Genomic DNA, 21,777 nt, shown 5'->3' with positions numbered 1-21,777 from the left:
ACCCCGTAGGTCCGCAAGCATGAGGCTGGCCCTGCCTTTCCAGCACTTTTCGCTTGCCGTCGTACTGGCATTGGGCCTGATCAGCACGGCACTAGCCGAGCCCAAAACACTGCGCTGGTCACATCAGAGCGACCTGGTCTCACTCGACCCCATGGCATCCAACGATGCGTTTACAGTGGGTGTGCAAGGCTGGTTTTACGAGGCCCTGACCGGCTTCGACCAAGACCTGAAGCTGGTTCCCATGCTGGCTGAAAGCTGGGAGCAGTCTGAACCCACCAAGTGGGTATTTCATTTACGCAAGGGGGTGAGCTTTCACGACGGCAACCACTTTACCGCCGATGACGTCCTCTTTTCATGGCAACGCAGCCAGTCAGACGGGTCTGCGATAAAAGATGCAGGCGCCAAGGCGACAGCAGTCCGCAAAATAGACGATTACACCATCGAGGTGACCACCTCGCGCCACAATCCGATACTGCCGCGCGACTGGACCCAACTGCCCATCATGAGCAAGCGCTGGGCCGAGCAAAAACAGGCTGAGCAAGTGGCCAGCCCCCATGCCAGCTTGCATGAAAATGGCACGGGCCCCTTTATGGTGGTCAAACGCCAACCTCGTGGCCAAACCACGCTCAAGCGCTACCCTGAGTACTGGCACCACAACATGCCCGGCAATGTAGACAAGATCATGTTCCAACCCATGAAGCAGGCCTCGGCTCGTATCTCGGCATTGCTGGAAGGCAAAATGGACATCGTCATGCCCGTACCCTTGCAAAGTGTGCCGCAGCTTGAAAAGGCATCCGGCATGCGGATCCTCAGCAGGCCTCAGGCTCGCGTCCTGTTTATCAGCATGGACCTGCAACATAGCAAACTTCCCTATTCCAGCGTCAGCGACAAGAATCCGCTGAAGGACAAGCGGGTACGCCAAGCCATCAGTCTGGCCATAGATACACAGGCCATCAGCCAGAACATCATGGGCGGAAGGGCCAAACCGACGGGGACTCTTATTGCTCCACAGGTCAATGGCTATGATGCTTCTTTCAGTGCACCGCACAGGATCGATATTGACCGGGCCAGGAAGCTGCTGCTCGATGCGGGCTATCTCGACAGTTTCAGCATTCGGCTTGCTTGCCCCGCAGATCACTACGCCGATGACCAAGCCATTTGCCAGGCTATCGCCGACATGCTGTCCGCTATCAACATTCAAGTCGAATTGGCCACCTCGCCCGACGCCGAAAACGGGTCTGAAAACGGCATTGCACCACCCCAGGATGCTGGTCTGCACTTGCAAAGTTGGGCGCCCGCAACATTGGACGCAGGCCGTGTCTTATATGCGCTGGTTGCATGCCGCGACAGCAGCACGGGCGCAGGGCGATTGAACCGCGGCGGATACTGCAATCAAGAAATTGACGCGCTAACGTACAAGATTGGGATCGAGGCCGATCATGTTCGTCGCAACATCATGATCAGGGAAGCCTTTTCCATGCTACGAAACGATTACAGCTATTTGCCGCTACACCAGCCGCCCATGGTGTGGGGCGCACGCGCAGACATCACCCTGACGCCACGCGCAGACAACACGCTGGACATCCGTAGTGTGGTAATGCCATAACAAATCTGCTGCCACCTAACGTTTTGATACCAAATTCGATGCAGCGCAGTGGACGTCATGCCGTCCCCTCCCTATTATTTAGCTGGGTGGCCCAGTGGGCACCCAAACGGCAATAAGCGTTCCGCTGCTTATTGTGGGCTTACTTCTTTATAAGGATACAAATCACCATGGGTATCATCAGCATGATTGTTGTGGGCTTCATCGTGGGTCTGTTGGCACGGGCCATCATGCCTGGAGATCAAAAGCTGGGCATTATCATGACTATTATTCTGGGTATTATCGGTTCGGTCGTCGCTGGCTACCTGGGTGGTGCGCTGGGCTTTTATCAGCCGGGCCAAGGAGCAGGCTGGATAGGCTCCATCATCGGCGCCATTATTGTCTTGTTCATTTACGGGCTGATCGCCAAAAAGCGTGGGTAAGGAAGCCTTACACACCCCTGGGCAACGACCGATACAATAGTTGTAAATTCCATACTGTTGCCCGGGGGCATCATGAAGCATTCAAGGTATCAACACTTTTATACACCTGGCCGATTCTGGCAAAAACTGGGGCCGCGCGCCCAGTCCGTCAGTCGCGGCGTGCTCGAAAAAGCACTGTATTTGTATTACGCCGTACAAAGTCCCAATACACCCAAATGGGCCAAACGTGTCATGTACGGCGCTTTGGGCTATTTTATTTTTCCACTGGACACCATCCCGGACCTGGCTCCGCTGGTCGGTTACACCGACGACCTGGGCATCATGGCGGCGGCACTGGCTACAGTGGCCTTCTACATCACTCCCGACGTCAAGGCGCAAGCACATCGCAAGCTGAATGACTGGTTCGGCACGTCCGCGGCCAACGCCTATACAGATGCCTGAACCATACACAGGCAACATGGGGGGCAAGGCCCACTTCAAGGCCTGCTGGCTGGCCGAAACCCTGCGCCTGCGCGAAGCCCTGTGGGGGCCACTGGAAGACGCCACCGAAGTGCGTCGAGCTCGGCAAGAAGGCCACAACCTGGTCGACAAAATCTTGCTGCGTGCCCATTATCTGGGTAAGCGCGACAAGCTGGATCAACTGATAAACAAATGGATGCAGGGCTCCAGGCTAGCCCTGGCAGTGTTGTGTATGCTGGCCCTGGCTAGCGGCATAGGCGTCGCGCTGGGTGCCCTGGGTGATGGCAGCCGTCCGGTCAACCTGCTGTTGGCTGTGGTGGCTTTGCTGGGCCTGAACACAATCGCATTTATATTCTGGCTGCTCAGTTTTTTATTCAAAAGCCATGGCGGCGCCTGGTTGGGCGAAGCCTGGCTATGGTTGACGCGCAAGCTGGCGCGCGGTCCCGATGCGGCACTGGCACCGCGCGCGCTCATAGAAATGCTTAGCCGCAACCAGGCATTGCGCTGGCTTCTGGGTGGTATCAGCCATGGGCTATGGTTGCTGGCACTGGGCGGCATGCTGGTCACCTTACTGGCTTTGCTGTCGGCCCGGCGCTATCAATTCAATTGGGAAACCACCCTGCTGTCGCCCGACGCTTTTGTTGCCATCACAAGCTGGCTGGGCAGCTTGCCCGGCTTGTTGGGATTCTCCATGCCGCCCGAAGCCCTCATACGCATCAGTGACGGTCAACATGTACTGCCTGACGCGGCACAAAGCTTATGGTCTGGCTGGCTGATAGGCTGCCTGGTGGTTTATGGCCTGCTGCCACGGCTGCTGGCCCTGGCGCTCAGCCTGGTTCCCATCAGCAAAGCCATGTCCAGGCTGGCGCCCGACATTCGCCTGCCTGGCTATGCCGAGCTGCGCGACCGTCTTGCCCCAAGCAGCGAAAATACTGGCATTGATGCTCCTGAGGGATCCGGTGTTCAGGCGCACGTGCATCAGCACACATCCGTGCGGCATCAGCCAGGCCAGGCCGTTCTGGCCGGCATAGAACTCTCGCCCGAAACCCCCTGGCCACCTGAATCGCTGGCGGCAACGGTGGCCGATGCCGGCATCATCGACAACCGGGCACAGCGCAAGGCTTTGCTGGACAGCCTGCAAGAGCAGGCCGCCGGCAAACTGCTGCTGGTATGTGACCCGCAGCAAACCCCTGATCGCGGCACCATCGCCTTGCTGGCAGACTTGGCCAATCTGGCCGTCCAGGCACGTATCGCGCTGGTTGCGCAGCCGGCGGCTACCGGCGATACCCGGCTTGCCGTCTGGCTGACCATGCTGCAGGCTGCGGGTTTCAGTGCAGAACAACTGCTTGTCGAGCTGCCCGCCGCCCTTGCATGGCTGGCTCAGGACCCATCCAGCGAACATACAAGAGGCGAGGCCCATGCCCGGTCATGACCAGATTTTGCGCCTGGCCGTCGTGGGCCACACCAATACGGGCAAGACCTCATTGCTGCGCACGCTGACGCGCGACGCCAGCTTCGGGAAAGTAGACGACAATCCGGGCACGACGCGTCATGTGGAAGGCGCCCGGCTGTTGGCCGACGGTGTGGTGATGGTCGAGCTGTACGACACCCCTGGCATGGAAGACGGTATTGCATTACTGGATTACCTGGACGTACTGGCCCCCCCCAGCGAACGACTGGATGGGCCCGAGCGCATCCGCCGTTTTCTGCACAGTCCAGAAAGCCGCCGCCGCTTCGAACAAGAAGCTCGCGTATTGCAGAAACTACTGGATTGCGACGCAGGCCTGTATGTGGTCGATGTACGCGATCCCGTGCTGGGCAAGCACAAAGACGAATTGAGCATACTGGCGAACTGCGGTCACCCGTTGCTGCCTGTACTGAACTTCACCAGCAGTCCCGGCCAGCGACTCGCGTCCTGGCGCGAAACATTGGCCAGGCTGGGCCTGCACGCCATGGTGGAATTCGACACCATCGCACCGGCCCTGGACGGGGAGGCTCAGCTGTACGACAAACTGGCGCTGCTGATGGACCAGCATGCCGCCCTGCTGCAGGCACTCAAGCACGATGTGGCAGAGCAACGCAGCATACGTCACACCGATGCGCTGCGCCTGATTGCCGAGTTGCTGATCGACGCTGCCGCGTGGCGTCTTGCCAGCGAACCCGAACAGGCCGCGCTGGATGACACCACCACACTGCTGCGACGCAAGCTACGGGAGCGGGAAAGCGCTTGCGTGCGTGCCCTGCTCAAACGCTACAACTTCAGCACGCGCGACTTCCCCGCCCATACGCTGCCTCTGGAAGGCGAACGCTGGGGCATGGACTTATTCCATCCGCAGGCACTGAAAGACGTCGGCATACAGGTGGGCAAAGGCATGGCCGCCGGAGCCATGGCTGGCGCCACACTTGACGCCTTTACCGCTGGCCTGAGCCTGGGTACGGCAACGCTGTTGGGTGCCGCCGCAGGCGGGCTCTGGCAGGGTGCCGACAAGCTGGGCAAACGGGTACTGGGCCGCTTGAAGGGCTACCAGGAAATCAGCGCCGACGATGCCGTCTTGCGCCTGCTGGCCGTGCGTCAATTGGCCCTGGTCCACGCACTGGAGCGGCGCGGCCATGCGGCGCAAACGCCTATTGAGCTGGCCGCCGAAGACACCACCATGCGGACATGGCAACGAGGCAACTTGCCAGATGAGCTGCAAGAAGCCCGCAGCCAACCGCAATGGTCGTCATTGTCTGATGATTACCAGCCTGGGGCGCGGCGCAACGAGGTCGCACACGCACTTTCAGCCAGACTGGCGCGCGATTAAACACGTCTGCCATTTCTACATCAAGCTAGAGCAATACTGGCTCGTTGGGCAGATCGTTGGTATTGCCCTGCGGGCCTGAAACAGGCGGACAGCGTGTTGCCAGTATTTTTTCTATGTCGTCTACCGCAGCCAGCACACCTGCCGCATAGTCTTTCTGTTGCAAGCGGCTTTGTAAACGGTCGCTTACCTGTTCCCATAAGTCGTCGGCGGCAGCAATACCGCGGTCGGCAATGATTTGTATGCTGTGCCGGTCGAGTGCCAGGTATAACAGTACGCCTGTGTTGAGCGGCGTGTCCCATACACGCAAACGCCCAAAGACCTCAAGGGCGCGCATCCGGCTGTCGGGCTCGTGCTCAGGGCTGACGGCCTCGACTGCCAGCATGAGCTCACCGGTATGGCTTTGCTCGCTCAGACGTATGTGCTCGCCTATTTGCGCAAGCACCTCTGCTGTAAAGTGCTTGCGGCGCAGCCACTGCCCCTCGAGGCTGGACAAACCGGTAATGCGTTTCCATTTTGCGCCCGAATCTTGCACGGCGACTCCTGTTGTCAATTCAAAACCGGCTGTGCTACCAGCTGCCGGAGGCACCGCCCCCGCCACTACCACCGCCCCCACCGCCACCAAAGCCGCCGCCACCTCCGAAGCCACCGCCGCCACCAAAGCCGCCCATGCCGCCGCCGAGGCCGCCAATTACGCCACCACGACGTGAGGCACGGCCCGCGCTTCCTTTGCCACCGGCACCGAATACACGGCCTACGCGGCTGAGCACAAAAGCCAGCACGGCGGCCGCCAGGCCTATCATCACGCTCTGGAACATCAGGTAAACGAATATCCCCACTGCGAAGGCCGCAAAACCGGCTGGCATGAAGAAGCTCATGAACGCCAACGGCAACAACATGATTGTTGGCGAATCGTTTTCGGAATTCGACTGCTGGACGGCGCCCGGAGCGGGTGCGGGCAAGGGCTCACCCTCGACCAGCTTGGTCAGGCTATCGACCCCGGCGACGATGCCGCCGGTATAGTCGTCTTGCTTGAAGCGCGGCGTGATCTGTTCGCGGATGATGCGGCCCGCCAACAGGTCGGGTACGGCGCCTTCCAGCCCGTAGCCTACCTCGATGCGCAGCCGCCGGTCGTCTTTAGCCACCAAAAGCAAAATCCCATCGTCGACACTGGCACGGCCTATGCGCCATTGATCGAACACTCGTCTTGCAAAACTTTCTATTGTGTCTTCGCCCGTGGTCGGTACGATCAGCACCGCTATCTGCGCGCCTTTGCGCTTTTCAAGCGCGCTCAGCTTTTGTTCCAAACTCGACTTGGTCGATGCATCGAGTGTGCCGGTTTGGTCGGTGACCCAGGCCTTGAGCTCGGGCACCGGAATCTGCTCGGCCTGCACCGCAGACAGGCAGACCGTCGCAGTCAGGAAGGCATACAGAAGAAAGCGCAGCAGCCCCATCAGGACTTCCCGCCCTCGGGCAGGGTGAACTTGACTTCAGGATCGCGGGTAATTTCCTCTTGCTTGGACACGCCGTAGTTCTCCATCGTGTCATAGCCGAATATCTTGGCGGTGATTACCGTGGGAAACTGGCGGATGAACAGGTTGTATTCCTGAACCGCCTGCACGTAGCGCCCACGCTCGGTGGCAATACGATTCTCGGTGCCTTCCAGCTGTGTCATCAAATCGCGGACCACGCCATCGCTTTTCAGCTGCGGGTAGTTTTCCGATACGGCAATCAGACGCGACAAGGCCGACGACAGTTCGCCCTGGGCCTGGTTGAAACGCGCCATGATGGCGGGATCCTGCAAGTCGTCGACTGAAACCTGAATGCTGCCCACTTTGGCGCGTGCCTCAGTGACCTGGGTCAGTACAGCACGCTCGTGGACCATGTAGGCATTGACCGAAGCCACCAGCTTGGGCACCAGCTCGGCGCGGCGTTCGTATTGGTTCAGGGTTTGCGACCAAGAGGCCTTGACCTGCTCATCGAGACGCTGGATCTCGTTATAGCCGCAACCTGACAGCAGCAGGGCCAGCCAGGGCATCACCAGCAGAAGAAAAACGCGTTTCATGAGTGTCCACCAAAAAGAGAGTAGGCAAATTACAGCAGTTTGCACCGTCTTTGCCAAGACTACGTTACAATGCTTGACTGTGCATCGCACCAGTCAGTGCACTACCGACAGACCTATCCTGTGTCTGTCAGCTTGGTCAGCTTCTCTGGCCTTTGGCTTTTTTGGCCCTCAACACCTTTTATCGTCTGCCTAGATTGGTATCTCTCACCTCGAGCGATAGGCTGTCGCTGGAGTGATTTCTTGAACAATTCCATTACCTTTGCCTCCCTTGGGCTGGCAGAACCCCTTTTGCGTGCGGTCACCGACACCGGTTACGAGCACCCCACCCCCATTCAGGCCCAGGCCATCCCGCAAGTCATGCAGGGCGGCGACCTGCTGGCAGCGGCACAAACCGGCACTGGCAAGACGGCCGGGTTTACCTTGCCCATTCTGCACCGTTTGGTGCAAAACCCCGCACAAGGCCGCAAGCCCGGCCAACCGCGCGTATTGATCCTGACCCCCACACGTGAATTGGCTGCGCAGGTCGAAGAGTCGGTGCGCACCTATGGCAAGCACACGTCAATACGTTCAATGGTGATGTTTGGCGGCGTAAACATCAATCCGCAGATCAGTGCCTTGCGCAAGCCCCTCGATATCCTGGTGGCCACGCCCGGTCGCCTGCTGGATCACGCCCAACAAAAAACAGTAGACCTGTCGGCCGTGGAAATCCTGGTGCTGGACGAAGCCGACCGCATGCTCGACATGGGCTTTATTCGCGATATCCGCCGCGTTCTGGCCCTGTTGCCCAAGCAACGGCAAAACCTGCTGTTCTCGGCTACGTTCTCCGACGAAATACGCGAACTGTCCAAGGGCGTACTGAATAATCCCATCGAGATCTCGGTGGCCAGACGCAACACCGCATCTGAACTCGTGGCGCAAAGCGTTGTGCTCACCGAGCAGTCCCACAAACGCGACATGCTCAGCCACATCATCCGCGAAAGCGGGTGGCATCAAGTACTGGTTTTCACGCGCACCAAGCATGGCGCCAACCGCCTAGCCGAAAAATTGGTCAAAGACGGCTTGTCGGCCGCAGCCATACATGGCAACAAAAGCCAGGCTGCGCGTACCCGTGCACTCGCTGGCTTCAAGGACGGCAAGGTTGCCGTGCTGGTTGCCACTGATATCGCCGCGCGCGGCATCGATATCGACCAATTGCCGCATGTGGTCAATTTTGAACTGCCCAACGTTCCTGAAGATTATGTGCACCGCATCGGTCGCACTGGCCGTGCCGGCAGTACCGGTAGCGCCATGTCGCTGGTGGACAGGTCTGAAATCAAGTTGCTGAACGCCATCGAGAAACTGATCAAGCGCCCCATCGAACGCACCACTATCGAAGGCTGGTCGCCCGATATGGTCAAGCCCGAACCTGCACACGTACGTGCCGCCGAAGAAGATCGGCCCCGCCGCGCCAACCCTCCTCGCCGTCATGGCGCAGGAAACGGTCAAGGCAATGGCGCGCGCTCGGGAGCTCGTCCGGCAGGAAGGTCACGCTCCGAGGCCAGCGCACCTCGTTCCGGCAATGGTTCGAGCCGTGGCGGCCAACCATCGACCAGTCCGGCCCGACCTCGCAACGGCTCAGCACGACGCGGCAACAGCAGCCCGCGCGCGGCACTGCTGGGTTCAACCAGCACCAAAGGCTGAAAGACCACATAAAGCGTATTATTTCGTCTTTTCCACCCCGATGAACGAGACATGTCCTTATCCACTTGGCTAGCCTTTTTTGCTGCGTCCTGGGCGATATCATTTTCGCCCGGGCCAGGCGCTATTTCGGCTATGGCCTCGGGCCTGAAGTATGGCTTCAGGCGCGGCTACTGGACTACGGTGGGTCTGCTGCTGGGCTTGCTGACTCAATTCCTGATCGTTGCGGTCGGGCTGGGCGCCTTGCTGGCCGCCTCTGAAGTCGCCTTTGGCATCATCAAGTGGCTGGGGGTTTTTTATTTGATCTACCTGGGTTGGAAGCAATTCCGCACTGACGCCGCACCAGTTGCCGTCGAAGCAAACAACAACACCAGCTTCCGGGCCCGCGAGCTGGTCATGCGCGGCTGCCTGATCAATATTACCAATCCCAAGGGCACCGTATTTTTGCTGGCCGTGGTACCGCAATTCCTGGACCTGACACAAGCATTGACCCTGCAATATGTCGTTCTGGCAGCCACCCTGTGCTTCACCGACCTGGTGGCGATGGGGTGCTATACCACCCTGGCCTCCCGCATCCTCGGCCTGCTGCGCAGTCCGCGACATATACGCTGGCTCAATCGCGGTTTCGGTGCCATGTTCATTCTTGCCGGCACAGTGCTGGCCTCGTTCAGCCACAGTAAATAAGCCATGAGTATTAGCCAAGAAGTCACAAGGCGACGCACTTTCGCCATTATCTCCCACCCCGACGCGGGCAAGACCACCCTGACGGAAAAGCTGCTGCTGTTCGCAGGTGCCATCCAGATCGCCGGTAGTGTCAAGGCGCGCAAGGCCAGCCGGCACGCCTCATCCGACTGGATGGAAATCGAAAAACAGCGCGGCATTTCCGTCGCCTCGTCCGTGATGCAGATGGAGTACCGGGATTGCGTACTGAACCTGCTTGACACCCCCGGGCACCAGGATTTTTCGGAAGACACCTACCGTGTGCTGACCGCCGTCGACGCTGCCTTGATGGTCATCGATGCCGCCAACGGTGTCGAGCCACAAACCATACGGCTGCTGCAAGTATGCCGGGCACGTAACACACCCATCATTACCTTTATCAACAAGCTCGATCGAGAAGTACAGGAACCCCTGGATTTGCTGTCCGAAATCGAAGAGCACCTGGGCATGGATGCCGTGCCTTTCTCCTGGCCTGTAGGTATGGGCCGCGCGTTTGGCGGCGTATTCGACATACGGCGCGACCGGATGCGGGTGTTCCGCGCCGGACAGGAACGCCGCAATGGCGACGACGAACTCATCGATGGTCTGGACAACCCCGTGACCGCCGAACGCTTTGGCGATGCTTTTGCGAAAGCCAGTGAAGAAATCGAGTTGATTCAGGCTGCCGCTCCCGAGTTTGACCACGAAGCCTTCCTGGCCGGAAAGCAAACCCCGGTGTTTTTTGGGTCCGCCATCAACAATTTTGGCGTACAGGAAGTCCTGGATGCCCTGGTCGATCTGGCCCCCAAGCCCGGAGCACGTACGGCTTTACAACGCAATGTTCAGCCCGATGAACCCAAGTTCAGCGGCGTCATCTTCAAGGTTCAGGCCAACATGGACCCCGCCCATCGCGACCGCGTAGCCTTTGTGCGTGTCAGTTCAGGCCGTTTCGAGCGCGGCATGCGCCTGAAGGTATCGCGAACAGGCAAGGAAATCCGGCCCAACAACGTTGTGTCCTTTCTGTCACAGCGGCGCGAGCTGCTCGACGAAGCCTATGCCGGCGACGTCATCGGCATTCCCAATCACGGCGTGTTGCAATTGGGCGACGTGCTGACCGAGGGCGAGAGCCTGCAGTTCACCGGCCTGCCGTTCTTCGCACCGGAACTGTTCCAGGCCGTCGAGGTCAAAGATCCATTACGGACCAAACAATTGCGCGTAGGGTTGACCCAGTTGGGCGAAGAAGGCGCCATTCAGGTCTTCCGGCCGGAAGCGGCCGGCGGCGCCTTGTTGCTGGGCGCAGTGGGCCAGTTGCAGTTCGAAGTGGTGGCCCATCGCCTGAAAACGGAATACGGCGTCGAAGCACGCCTCATGCCTTCACGTTACAACATGGCACGTTGGTTTACAGCCGACGATCCCAAGGTTTTGCGAAAATTCATGAACGCCAACGCCGCCAACATCGCCTATGATGTCGTCGACGCAGCGGCCTTCCTGGCCAGTTCGCCTGCGCAGTTGCGTGTTGCACAAGAGCTGTATCCGGGCGTTGAGTTTCATGCCATGCGCGAGCACGGCGGCCAAGTGTTCGGGCAGCAGGGCTAAGTCCGGTACGACTACGGGCTGGACGCAACCGATATATACTGGCTAAGGCCTGCTGCTTCTGGAAATGGCCATTTTCAGAAGCAGCAGGCCTGTCTTACCAGAACAAAGGGAAAAGATGTCCTGGCGTATTATTTTTGCTGTATTGATTGTCATGGCAGGTGCCTCCGCATGGGGTGGTCTGCGGCTGGGCGACTGGCTGGTTGCTCACGGCCCCGTCGCGCCTCCTGTACTCGAACATCCTGAGCTTGCCAACGACGTACCTGTGCTGGACGCCAACGGTTTGCCTTATCAGGCGCAACCGCCGCAGCCACTCATGAATGGACAACAGGGTGTTCCCGAACCCCCCGTGCAATTGGCCTGGCAGATACCCGAAACCGCGCTCAATGAAGTCACCAGCAATGCGGCCATCGATATTGCCACCACCAAGATTTCCATGGACGAAGCGATTCGAATAGCCGAGTTTGGCAACAATGGCTCGGGCCTGCAAGGCATTGCCGATATCTCTGGCCTGGGTCTGGGTGGCGATGCCTACAATCAAACAGGCAATGCACCTTTGCAGCCCATAGAGATGGCCCCGCCGCCTCCGCCCCCTTCCACTGGCGGGTCAGGCAACGCGGCCTGGCGTGCAGAGCTGCGTCAGGCGCTGCAAGCATGCAGCGCAGAAAACTTCTTTAATCGGCCCAGTTGCGCCTGGACAGCCCGCAACAAGTACTGCGAGCCTAATAATGCCTGGGGCCGTACCAGCGACTGCCCCGCCAAGTCGTTCTAACTGACGCTGCTTGGTCCTGTAACCGGGCAGCTTATTCGTGCTCGCCCATTTGAGACTGCAAATAGTTTTGCAGTCCAACCTTTTCGACCAGCTCGATCTGGGTTTCGAGCCAATCGATATGCTCTTCGGTATCGTTCAGAATGTCCTGAAACAGATCGCGCGAGACAAAGTCACGTACTGATTCACAATAGGCCATGGCTTCTTTGACTGTAGTCTGCGCACCCGTTTCCAGCTTGAGGTCACAGGACAGAATCTCGGGCACGTTTTCACCTATCAGCAGCTTGTGCAGATCCTGCAAGTTAGGCAAACCATCGAGCATGAATATACGTTCGATCAGGCGATCGGCATGTTTCATTTCGCCGATGGATTCATCGTATTCGTGCTTACCCAGCTTATTCAGGCCCCAGTGATTAAGCATGCGGGCATGCAGAAAATACTGGTTGATGGCAGTAAGTTCGTTTTTTAGTTGAGCATTCAGATGCTTGATGACGGTGGTGTCGCCTTTCATGGCCATACTCCTGGAACTGAATTAGTAAGACGCGCCGTTTCGACGCCGCTTGCCGCGCCTGGGTGCGGGATAGGGTTTCAAGGCTAACACGCTCTGTTGGCAATTACAGCCCGCAGTTTGGTCCCTTGCGCACAGCCGGCTGATCAACTGGGATAGTGGCTGAGAATAAGAATGAATTGGTTTATAACTGCTGTTTCAGGACAAAAGGCTGCAAGGCCAGGCTCAGCGGCATTGCATTTTCTGGAAGCGTTTGATTTTATGGGATTTTTTGAGCAAAAAACCAAGAAAACAGCCCATGCAAAATAGCCCAGGCAAGCCCGGGCTATTTTGTTACCAACGGTAAATACGTGCTTAAGCGCGCCGAATTTCGACTTCGACCATGGGTGTTACGGGGTCGTTGGCAGCATCGACAACCAGGGCGCCCCCATGATGAGGCACCGCAGCCTGGCCCGCATAACGACCACCAGGCAAATATTCGGAAGCCGTTTCAGCGCAACAGCCGCAGCACGAAGCAACGCCGAGCTGACCTTGCAGCTCTGCCAGGCTGGAAGCGCCTTCAGCAACCGCAGCCTGAACCTGACGTTCTGTGATGGCATTACAGATACAAATAAACATGAGAATAATTATCATCCAATTCTTTTAAGAAAGCAATCATGTTTTCGTATTTATTTCTCGACGATGATGACGGTTCCGGTGGCAGATGCCGGAACAGGTCGCCGCCCAGCTCAGCGCGCTACGAGCGCAGCACGTGCCTTGCGGATAATGGCAGGCTCAATTCCGGCCGCTTCACGGTATTTGGCAACCGTTCGACGCGCAATAACAATACCCTGGTCAGTCAGTCGGGCGGCAATCTGGCTGTCCGACAATGGCTTTTTGCCCGACTCCTCACCCACCAGTTTCTGAATCAGCACCTGTACAGCCGATGCGGTGGTGCTCTGGCCATCGTCAGTTTGCAAGGCCGTCGAAAAGAAACTCTTCAGTTCAATGACGCCCCAGGGCGTTTGGGCGTATTTTTGTTTGGTTGCACGCGAGATAGTGGACTCATGCAGATCCAGCTCCTGGGCAATGTCGCGCAACTGCAAGGGGCGCAAACCGGCAGGCCCCTGCTCAAAGAAATCTTTTTGCCTATTCACGATGGCCTGCATCACCCGCTGTATGGTCACGAAGCGCTGGTTCATGCTTTTGATCAGGCCGTGCGCCTGTTGCAGCTGGCTTTGCATGGCCGGCGCCGGCGGGGCGGCGCTCAACAGGCTTTCGTAAACGCTGTTGATGCGCAGGCGCGGCATAATGGCCGGGTTTATCGTTACAACCCATGTATTGCGCACCTTACGCAGCAGCACATCGGGCGTAATGTAATCAGCCGTTGATGTCGCCCAGTCTTTGGCGGGCTTGGGCTCCAGCTGCAGCAGCAAGGCATGCGCCGACAGCAAAAGCTCGTGGTCGCAATCCAGCGCATCACGCACTCGAGCAAGATTACCCGTAGCCAGCAAAGTAAGGTGGTCGGCGGCAATGCGCCGGGCCAAAGCCAGCACGTCACCGGGCAGTGCGGCGGCAGCGGGCAGCATCTGCAAGTGATTCAGCTGCAAGCACAGACATTCGGCCAGCGATCGGGCAGCCACTCCTGGTGGATCGAATGACTGCAAGAGCCGCAGGGCGGCGTGCAGCTCATCGAGTTCCACGTCCAGCTCTGGGGGCAGAAATGTCAGGATTTCTTCCAGGCCAGTGGGCAAATAACCGTTTTCGTCCAGCTCTTCAATCAGCAAAGTCACCAGGGCGCAGTCGCGCGGCTGCGCACGCGTCAGGCGTAGCTGTTCCTGCAAATACCCCTGTAAAGTTTCTGCCAGGGCCGTCTCGGGACGCTGAGACTCATCGTCGGCATTGTTACCGGACGCACGGTTGGATAAACCCAACATCGTCCAGCGCTCTTCCAGTGCTTGCACGTCATCGACTACCGCAACACCGTCGATGGTGTCATACTCTTCCTCACGTTCAAGCAGCGGGTTATCTTGCAATGCCTGCGCTACCTCCTGTTCCAGCTCGTGCGTCGACAGCTGCAAAAATCGTATTGATTGCTGTAGCTGAGGGGTCAAAGCCAATTGCTGATGTTGGCGAAGCTCTAGGGACTGACGCGATTGCATAGTTAAAATACTTTGTATGAAACCTGATTCTCTGACACAACAGCCTACCAGCCAGGACCGCAGCCTGCTCCGCAACACACTGCTGCAGCTCACCGCCGTGCAAAAAATCGTCTGCGTGGTGGTGATTATCGTCGTTGCACTCGTCTGGTATGACCTGCTTATGCGGGTAGTGACATTCGGACACAACATCGACTACAGCGGCCTGCATGTGTTGGGCGTGCAAGGCCTTGCCCTGCTGAACCAGTACAACCCATTTTTCTGGTGGGTCGTGGTCGCGCTGTGCACACTTATTATTGCCTATTTTCTGTATAGCTTTGTTCGCAGCACACAACGCAGCGTACGCGGCAGACAGGTCAAAGAAGAAGCAGTGCTACTGCTTGCCAACCAGCTGTCCGAACCCGCATGCGAAGTCCTGCGCTGGGCATGGCAAGACCGCCGCGACCCCATCACCGTTGGTGATTTGCAACGCGCCTATACCGAGCTGCGCAGCGGACGAGCCTCTAAAATCGCCCTGGCCCGCCGCCATGCAGCGGTGCTTGACCTGGCCGAGCCCGTACCGGGTGGCGCCCAGAACTTGCCAAGCCGTTAAAAATATGTTCGACTATGGCTATGCAAGCCGAACACGTTTCCTCTAACGCTATTTCCCGCAGTGTCGCTGCGGGCTTTGCGTTGCGTGTTCAACGCGGTTTCCTGCGCCTTGCCCTCCTTCCCCAGCTAGCCCTAGCGCTACTACTACCGATCGGTTGCCGGGCCTAGCGTCCGTGGCAGTTCGGCAGCCGGCTTACGCCACACCCTTTTTCCCCATCATCTCTTATACGCTCTATGTATTCGGCAAACGCCCGATGATGGCAAACTGCACAGTCAAGTTATAAAACAGGTGTCCCATGATTTCGAATCCCTCCGACAAATACCGCCCATTTGTTGCCTTTGACCGCGACTTTTCCGAACGAACCTGGCCCAGCAAGCGCATTACCCACCCCCCCATCTGGATGAGCACTGATCTGCGCGACGGCAATCAGTCGCTGATCGAACCCATGAGCGTCGAGCGCAAGCTTCGCTTCTTCGAGCAGCTGGTCAAGATCGGCTTTAAAGAAATCGAAGTCGGTTTTCCTTCTGCATCGCAAACCGACTTCGATTTCGTCCGCAAGCTGGTAGACGAAAACCGCATCCCCGACGACGTCACGATTATTGCCCTGACCCAATCACGCGACGACCTGATCCAGCGCACGGTAGAGTCGGCGGCCGGCGCCAAGCACGCCATCATTCACCTGTACAACGCATGCGCCCCGGCCTTCCGCAAGATTGTTTTCAACATGAGCAAGGACGAAGTCAGGGAAATCGCTCTTGAGGGCACTCGACTGGTCAAGGAATACACGTCGAAGCACCCGGAAACCTCGTGGCGCTACGAGTATTCGCCAGAAGTCTTCAGCACCACCGAGCCTGAGTTCGCACTGGAAGTCTGCAACGCAGTCACCGAAGTCTGGCAACCCACACCCGAATCAAAAATCATCTACAACCTGCCGGCCACCATCGAAGCGACCACGCCCAATATGTATGCCGACCAGATTGAATGGATGCACAATAACCTGAACAAACGCGACTGCATCGTGCTCAGCGTGCATCCACATAACGACCGAGGCACCGCGGTGGCCGCAGCCGAACTGGCCGTCATGGCCGGCGCCGACCGCATCGAAGGCTGTCTGTTTGGTAACGGAGAGCGCACCGGCAACGTTGATTTGGTGACTCTGGCCCTGAATCTGTATACACAGGGCATACATCCCGGCCTCGATTTCTCCGATATCGACGAGGTGCGCCGCTGTGTAGAGTACTGCAACCAGTTGCCGGTACACCCACGTCATCCTTACGCCGGCGACCTGGTCTTCACAGCCTTTTCCGGTTCACACCAGGATGCCATCAAAAAGGGTTTTGCACGCCAGGAACCCGATGCACTGTGGGAAGTTCCTTACTTGCCTATCGACCCAGCCGATCTTGGCCGCAGCTACGATGCGGTGATCCGCGTGAATAGCCAGTCGGGCAAGGGCGGCGTTTCCTACCTGCTCGAATCCGAGCATGGTCTGGTGTTGCCGCGCCGCCTGCAAATCGAATTCAGCCGCGCCATCCAGCGCGTGACCGACGAAACCGGCGCCGAGGTCACTGCCAGCCATGTCTACGAACTGTTTTCCAGCGAATACCTGCAGCAGACACAGCCCTGGAAACTGATACGCCACCGTATTACGGGCGACCCCAAAGCAGCTAACGGCGAGCAGTTCATGATCGAAGTCGAGCTCGAAGAAAATGGTGTGGTGCGTAATATGGTCGGTCGTGGCGACGGCGCCATTTCAGCCTTCGTGCAAGCGCTGGACCTGGATGTTCGCATCATGGACTACCATGAGCACGCCATCGGTACCGGCACCGACACGCGCGCTGCAAGCTATGTGGAACTGCGGGTGGGCGAGTCATCCACCGGGTTTGGCGTGGGCGTACATGACGATATCGTCACCGCCTCGTTCCTGGCCATACTGAGTGCAGTAAATCGACACGCTTCCATCGAGAACGCAGCAGCCACCGCCGATACCGTTGCTGCCTGAACCTGAAGCAGCTTGCTTCCACTGAAATATGGCCCCATCACTGGGGCCATATTTATATGTGGCATTCAACCGCTGTAGCCATGCCAACAGTGCTGCTGATGGTGCATAACGCTTGTCGGTGCCCAGGGTCACTTGGGGTAAACACTGTAATAAGCATGCAATAGTTGTTGTTTAATATGAAAACGTTTTCATCGTATTGTCCCGGACTGGAGAAACGTTGTTGGACAACAAGCGGCGCGGCGCACCTGTCTCCCTTATAGAAATCGCCCGAGAGGCGGCCGTATCGCCGGCCACCGTATCGCGCGCCTTCAATCGTCCGGCACTTGTTCAAGCCAAAACCCTGGAGCGCATCATGGCGGTAGCCGAACAACACGGCTTCCGTCCCAATCGCCTGGGCAGCAGCTTGCGTTCAGGCAGTACCCGCACCCTGGGCCTGGTATTGCCCACATTGTCCAACCCCGTGTTCGCCGACTGCTTCGAAGGCGCGGAAATGCGGGCACGCGAATCGGGCTATAGCGTCATGATGACCGTCACCCATTACGACCCAGCGCTGGAAGCTGCCGCGGTGCATCGCCTGATCGACCATCAACTGGATGGCGTGATCCTGACAGTTGCCAACCCACGCCAAAGTGCTGTGCTCAAGGCCTTGAAAACCCGCGGCGTGAGCTATGTGCTGGCCTACAATGAATCAAGCACACATCCCTGCTCGGCCGTCGACAACCATGCCGCAGCCTGCGATATGGTCGAACATCTGGCCCAGCTCGGACACCGCCGTATTGCTTTCATCAGTGGGCCACTCAGCATGTCCGACCGGGCCGCTACCCGCCTGACGGGCTCCAGAAGCCGCGCTCGCAGCCTGGGTTTATCGCTCATCAGGCACTACATCATGCCCAGCCATACCCAGACCGACAACGGGATCCTGGCTCAGATGCTGGACGGCGCCGCCCGGCCCAGTGCGCTGTTCTGCTCCAACGATCTGCTGGCCACGGCAGTCATTGTCAGCCTCAGGGAGCTAGGCTACTCCGTGCCTGACGATATTTCGGTGGCAGGGTTCGACGGCATACGCTATGGCACGGTCATGTCACCCAGCCTGACCACCATAGAAGCCGCCGGGTACGAAATTGGCAAGACCGCCTGTCATTTGCTTCTGGAGCAAATCGAACATCAGCAATCGCGCAGCCAGCAGGTGCCGCATACGCTGATCACCGGTGCCAGTGCGGCACGGTTGAACCTCCCTCTTACTCACAGGCCTTAAACCATGCTTATTGCCCAAATCAGCGATCTGCACATCCAGGAAGGCGGCAAAGATACCGAACTGATCCAGGCCGAACATCATCTGGCTGTCTGTGTACAGGCGCTTAACCGCCTTGCGCCCCGCCCAGACATGGTCGTGATTACTGGCGACCTGACCGAGCATGGACGCAAACCAGAGTATTTGCGGCTCAAGCCTCTGTTGGCCAGGCTGGACATTCCGTATTTGCTGATTCCCGGCAACCACGACAGCCCTGCCATGCTGCGGGAAGTATTCCACGAACATAGCTATTTGCAGACTGGCACGCCCTTCATCCAGTATGTCATCGATGACTGGCCGCTGCGTATCGTGGCACTGGACACAACCGTACCCATGCGCAGTGAAGGCGGGCTATGCGCCGAACGCCTCGAGTGGCTGAGCAACACCCTGGCCCAGGCGCCGGACGCGCCCACCCTGATACTGATGCATCATCCACCTTTTGAAACCGGCATCAGGCAGATGGACAACCTGGGCTTGCTGAGTGGCCGCGAAGACTTCGCCCGGGTGATTGCCCCTTATAGCAATATCGAACGCATACTCTGCGGCCATCTGCACCGGACCATGCTGTGCCGCGTAGGCCCCACGGTAGCATCCACCTGCCCGGGTACTGCGCACCAGATCACGCTGGACCTGGACTCCGCCGCAACCGAGCTGTCGTTCAACTTCGAACCGCCGGGCTATCAGCTGCACTGGCAAGGCGCCCAAGGCCTGGTCACACACCACGCCACGATAGGCGACTTCCCCGGCCCTTACTCCTTCTGACGTTTACCGAAACACGATCTATGTCTACCATTTCCCTGGACAACATTACCAAGCAGTACGGCGAGGCCCCACCCGCCGTGAACCAGATCGGCTTTGAAGTGCAGGCCGGGACGTTCACCGTGTTGCTCGGTCCATCGGGCTGCGGCAAGTCGACCACCCTGCGCATGATTGCCGGACTGGATACCCCCAGCTCGGGCCGCATCCGCATAGGGGGCCGCGACGTCACCGACCTCCCGCCCGCGCAGCGCAAGATCGCGATGGTCTTTCAGTCTTACGCTCTGTTCCCGCACTTGAGCGTCAGGGAAAATATTTTGTTCGGCCTGAAGGTGCGCAAGGAACCGGCAGCCCAGTACAAACCCAGACTGGCCAAAGTGGCCGCCTTGCTGGGCCTGGAACAGTTGCTCGACCGCAAGCCATCCCAGCTGTCGGGCGGACAGCAGCAACGTGTGGCATTGGGACGCGCCGTGATTTCGGAAGCACCGGTATGCCTGATGGATGAACCCTTATCGAACCTGGACGCTCAGCTGCGGCACGAAATGCGCCGGGAAATCCGGGCCTTGCAGCAAAGCCTGGGCATCACCATGGTGTATGTCACCCACGACCAGACCGAAGCCATGAGCATGGCTGACCAGGTCGTACTGATGAACGGCGGACGCATCGAACAAAACGACAGCCCCGACCAGTTGTACGGCAAGCCCGCCACCGAGTTTGCCGCCCGTTTCATTGGGACGCCTCCCATGAACGTACTGCGTCTGAATGAACAAACACGTGCCCTGATGGCGGGCGCGCCGGACCTGGCCCAGTCAATGCCTGGCGAGGCCGCGGCGCTGGGTGTGCGCCCTGAGCATATTCAACTGGCTGGCAATGACGGTATACCCGCCAGTGTCGAGAGCGTCGAGTATTTCGGCGCCGACTCCATCATCATCGCAAAAGTGGGCGGCAACTCCGGCGTGGCGGTACGCACGAGCGGGCATCTGCGTGCCGCGCACGGTGAACAGATCAAGCTCCACTGGAGCTCGCAGCAGCAGCACTTTTTTGACGCCTCGGGTCAGGCATTGCGCCACACGCCCATCTCTTCTCTTTAACAGGAAAAAATCATGCGACGTACTTTCTTGAAAGCCCTTGCATTCAGTCTTGCAGGCGCCTTCTCCACCGTACCTGCCTGGTCACAGGCCGCGCCGGTAGAGCTCGAGTTCTATTATCCCGTTGCCGTGGGCGGCCCGATTACCAAAATCGTGGACGGCATGGTGGCTGAGTTCGAAAAGGGCAATCCCGATATCAAGATCAACTCGGTCTATGCCGGGTCATACCAGGACTCGGTCGCCAAGGCCCTGACCGCCCATAAGGGCGGCAGTGCACCACAACTGGCGGTGTTGCTGTCCACCGACATGTTCACCCTGATAGATGAAGGCGCCATCGTGCCATTCGATCCTCTCATCAAGACAGAGGAAGATAAAAAATGGCTGGCCGACTTCTACCCCGGCTTCATGGCCAACAGCCAGACCGAGAGCAAGACCTGGGGCATTCCCTTCCAGCGTTCAACCATCGTGATGTACTACAACAAAGACTTGTTCAAAGAGGCCGGCCTGAACCCCGATGCAGCACCCGCAACCTGGGACGAACTGGTCAGTCAGGGCAAGAAGCTGACCAAGCGCGATAGCGACGGCCAGGTTACGCAGTGGGGCCTTGAAATTCCATCGGGCGGCGCATTCGCCTACTGGTTGTTCCAGGCATTGACCACACCCAACGACGCCATCCTCATGAGCCCCGAGGGCAATGAAGTCTATCTGGACAAGCCGGAGGTCATCGAAGCCGTCCAGTTCTGGCACGACCTGGCTTACAAGCACAAGATCATGCCCACCGGCACCACAGACTGGGGCACCACGCCCAAGGATTTCCTGGTCGGAAAAACTGCCATCATGTGGACAACCACGGGTAATCTCACCAATGTGCGCAAGAACGCCGACTTTGATTTTGGTGTGGCGCCCATGCCCAAGTCCAAGCAAGGCGGCAGCCCGACGGGGGGCGGCAACTTCTATCTGTTCGAGTCGGCTACGCCGGAACAACAGGACGCAGCCTATAAGTTCGTCAAGTGGATGACCAGCCCCGAAAATGCCGCCGCATGGAGCATAGCCACCGGTTACGTCGCAGTGAATCAGGCCGCCTGGGAAACTGACCGCATGAAAAAATACGTGCAGGAAGTGCCCCAGGCACTGGTTGCCCGCGATCAGCTCAAAGTGGCCGTGGCCGAGTTCTCGACCCACGACAATCAGCGTGTGACCAAGCTCTTGAACGACAACTTGCAAGCCGTCCTGACCAATGCCAAGACAGCGGACGAGGCCATGAAGGACGCCCAATCCGAAGCCAACCGCCTGCTGCGTTCGTACAAGTAAACCTAT

Annotated in this window: 22 protein-coding genes; 16 read left to right on the top strand and 6 right to left on the bottom strand. The window is 58.3% G+C overall.

Annotation, left to right across the window (positions count from 1 at the left end; genetic code table 11):
- The first annotated feature begins 19 nt into the window (after nt 1-19).
- The 5 genes from ERD84_RS04335 (at nt 20) to ERD84_RS04315 (ending at nt 5,288) form a co-directional block, all read left to right on the top strand.
- Nucleotides 20-1,606 carry an ABC transporter substrate-binding protein gene (locus tag ERD84_RS04335; RefSeq protein ID WP_130038374.1) on the top strand — a complete coding sequence of 529 codons (1,587 nt, stop codon included), beginning with the start codon at nt 20-22 and terminating at the stop codon, nt 1,604-1,606.
- Between the two features lie 167 nt (nt 1,607-1,773).
- A complete protein-coding gene (locus ERD84_RS04330) occupies nt 1,774-2,025 on the top strand; it encodes a GlsB/YeaQ/YmgE family stress response membrane protein (RefSeq protein ID WP_130038373.1) in 252 nt (83 codons plus the stop codon).
- Nucleotides 2,026-2,097: 72 nt separating this feature from the next.
- Entirely contained in the window at nt 2,098-2,466 is a 369-nt protein-coding gene (locus ERD84_RS04325) for a YkvA family protein (RefSeq protein ID WP_130038372.1), read from the top strand.
- On the top strand, nt 2,459-3,916 hold the full coding sequence (locus ERD84_RS04320) for a DUF2868 domain-containing protein (protein ID WP_130038371.1): 1,458 nt from the start codon (nt 2,459-2,461) through the stop codon (nt 3,914-3,916). The genes ERD84_RS04325 and ERD84_RS04320 overlap by 8 nt, the downstream gene beginning before the upstream one ends.
- Nucleotides 3,903-5,288, top strand: a complete 1,386-nt coding sequence (locus ERD84_RS04315) for a GTPase/DUF3482 domain-containing protein (protein WP_130038370.1) — start codon at nt 3,903-3,905, stop codon at nt 5,286-5,288. Before ERD84_RS04320 ends, ERD84_RS04315 begins: the two co-directional genes overlap by 14 nt.
- A gap of 25 nt (nt 5,289-5,313) precedes the next feature.
- On the opposite strand, the gene ERD84_RS04310 is transcribed toward ERD84_RS04315, so the two are convergent.
- Genes ERD84_RS04310 through ERD84_RS04300 form a run of 3 tightly spaced genes read right to left on the bottom strand, consistent with a single transcriptional unit; the run spans nt 5,314 to nt 7,350 of the window.
- Nucleotides 5,314-5,820: a TPM domain-containing protein gene (locus ERD84_RS04310; protein ID WP_130038369.1), complete on the bottom strand. Its 507-nt coding sequence runs from the start codon at nt 5,818-5,820 to the stop codon at nt 5,314-5,316.
- A 34-nt stretch (nt 5,821-5,854) separates the two neighbouring features.
- Nucleotides 5,855-6,739, bottom strand: coding sequence for a TPM domain-containing protein (locus ERD84_RS04305; protein ID WP_130038368.1), 885 nt, complete (start codon nt 6,737-6,739; stop codon nt 5,855-5,857).
- On the bottom strand, nt 6,739-7,350 hold the full coding sequence (locus ERD84_RS04300) for a LemA family protein (protein WP_130038367.1): 612 nt from the start codon (nt 7,348-7,350) through the stop codon (nt 6,739-6,741). Before ERD84_RS04300 ends, ERD84_RS04305 begins: the two co-directional genes overlap by 1 nt.
- Nucleotides 7,351-7,590: 240 nt before the next feature.
- Here ERD84_RS04300 and ERD84_RS04295 point away from each other — a divergent pair, with 240 nt between their 5' ends.
- The 4 genes from ERD84_RS04295 to ERD84_RS04280 all read left to right on the top strand — a co-directional run bounded on the left by ERD84_RS04295 (nt 7,591) and on the right by ERD84_RS04280 (nt 12,091).
- Nucleotides 7,591-9,030, top strand: a complete 1,440-nt coding sequence (locus ERD84_RS04295; protein ID WP_167667242.1) for a DEAD/DEAH box helicase — start codon at nt 7,591-7,593, stop codon at nt 9,028-9,030.
- A 51-nt stretch (nt 9,031-9,081) separates the two neighbouring features.
- A complete protein-coding gene (locus ERD84_RS04290) occupies nt 9,082-9,711 on the top strand; it encodes a LysE family transporter (RefSeq protein ID WP_130038366.1) in 630 nt (209 codons plus the stop codon).
- A gap of 3 nt (nt 9,712-9,714) precedes the next feature.
- Nucleotides 9,715-11,322: a peptide chain release factor 3 gene (locus tag ERD84_RS04285; RefSeq protein WP_130038365.1), complete on the top strand. Its 1,608-nt coding sequence runs from the start codon at nt 9,715-9,717 to the stop codon at nt 11,320-11,322.
- Nucleotides 11,323-11,437: 115 nt separating this feature from the next.
- Nucleotides 11,438-12,091 (top strand): hypothetical protein, encoded by a 654-nt coding sequence (locus ERD84_RS04280; RefSeq protein ID WP_130038364.1) that lies wholly within the window; start codon nt 11,438-11,440, stop codon nt 12,089-12,091.
- 31 nt (nt 12,092-12,122) lie between these two features.
- On the opposite strand, the gene bfr is transcribed toward ERD84_RS04280, so the two are convergent.
- Nucleotides 12,123-12,599, bottom strand: coding sequence for a bacterioferritin (gene bfr, locus ERD84_RS04275; protein WP_013744131.1), 477 nt, complete (start codon nt 12,597-12,599; stop codon nt 12,123-12,125).
- 171 nt (nt 12,600-12,770) lie between these two features.
- Here bfr and ERD84_RS16090 point away from each other — a divergent pair, with 171 nt between their 5' ends.
- Nucleotides 12,771-12,905, top strand: a complete 135-nt coding sequence (locus ERD84_RS16090) for a hypothetical protein (RefSeq protein ID WP_257215204.1) — start codon at nt 12,771-12,773, stop codon at nt 12,903-12,905.
- Nucleotides 12,906-12,950: 45 nt separating this feature from the next.
- On the opposite strand, the gene ERD84_RS04270 is transcribed toward ERD84_RS16090, so the two are convergent.
- Together ERD84_RS04270 and rpoN are read right to left on the bottom strand one after the other, a co-directional pair.
- Nucleotides 12,951-13,214 carry a (2Fe-2S)-binding protein gene (locus ERD84_RS04270; RefSeq protein WP_130038363.1) on the bottom strand — a complete coding sequence of 88 codons (264 nt, stop codon included), beginning with the start codon at nt 13,212-13,214 and terminating at the stop codon, nt 12,951-12,953.
- 110 nt (nt 13,215-13,324) lie between these two features.
- Nucleotides 13,325-14,737, bottom strand: a complete 1,413-nt coding sequence (gene rpoN / locus ERD84_RS04265) for an RNA polymerase factor sigma-54 (RefSeq protein ID WP_130038362.1) — start codon at nt 14,735-14,737, stop codon at nt 13,325-13,327.
- Between the two features lie 16 nt (nt 14,738-14,753).
- Here rpoN and ERD84_RS04260 point away from each other — a divergent pair, with 16 nt between their 5' ends.
- The 6 genes from ERD84_RS04260 to ERD84_RS04235 all read left to right on the top strand — a co-directional run bounded on the left by ERD84_RS04260 (nt 14,754) and on the right by ERD84_RS04235 (nt 21,771).
- The gene (locus ERD84_RS04260) at nt 14,754-15,326 is read left to right on the top strand and encodes a hypothetical protein (RefSeq protein WP_130038361.1); all 573 of its coding nucleotides are present in this window, start codon (nt 14,754-14,756) and stop codon (nt 15,324-15,326) included.
- Between the two features lie 295 nt (nt 15,327-15,621).
- Nucleotides 15,622-17,325, top strand: a complete 1,704-nt coding sequence (gene leuA, locus ERD84_RS04255; protein WP_130038360.1) for a 2-isopropylmalate synthase — start codon at nt 15,622-15,624, stop codon at nt 17,323-17,325.
- Between the two features lie 220 nt (nt 17,326-17,545).
- Nucleotides 17,546-18,580, top strand: a complete 1,035-nt coding sequence (locus ERD84_RS04250; protein ID WP_130038875.1) for a LacI family DNA-binding transcriptional regulator — start codon at nt 17,546-17,548, stop codon at nt 18,578-18,580.
- Nucleotides 18,581-18,583: 3 nt separating this feature from the next.
- Nucleotides 18,584-19,378 carry a phosphodiesterase gene (locus ERD84_RS04245; protein WP_130038359.1) on the top strand — a complete coding sequence of 265 codons (795 nt, stop codon included), beginning with the start codon at nt 18,584-18,586 and terminating at the stop codon, nt 19,376-19,378.
- 20 nt (nt 19,379-19,398) lie between these two features.
- A complete protein-coding gene (locus ERD84_RS04240) occupies nt 19,399-20,463 on the top strand; it encodes an ABC transporter ATP-binding protein (protein ID WP_130038358.1) in 1,065 nt (354 codons plus the stop codon).
- Between the two features lie 12 nt (nt 20,464-20,475).
- Nucleotides 20,476-21,771 (top strand): ABC transporter substrate-binding protein, encoded by a 1,296-nt coding sequence (locus tag ERD84_RS04235; protein ID WP_130038357.1) that lies wholly within the window; start codon nt 20,476-20,478, stop codon nt 21,769-21,771.
- Nucleotides 21,772-21,777 lie beyond the last annotated feature (6 nt).

Origin of the sequence: Pollutimonas harenae (assembly GCF_004153685.1) — a bacterium.
GTDB classification, from domain to species: Bacteria; Pseudomonadota; Gammaproteobacteria; order Burkholderiales; family Burkholderiaceae_B; genus Pusillimonas_C; species Pusillimonas_C harenae.
Note: the sequence above shows the minus strand (reverse complement) of the source record. Positions and strands in the feature narration are given on the sequence as shown.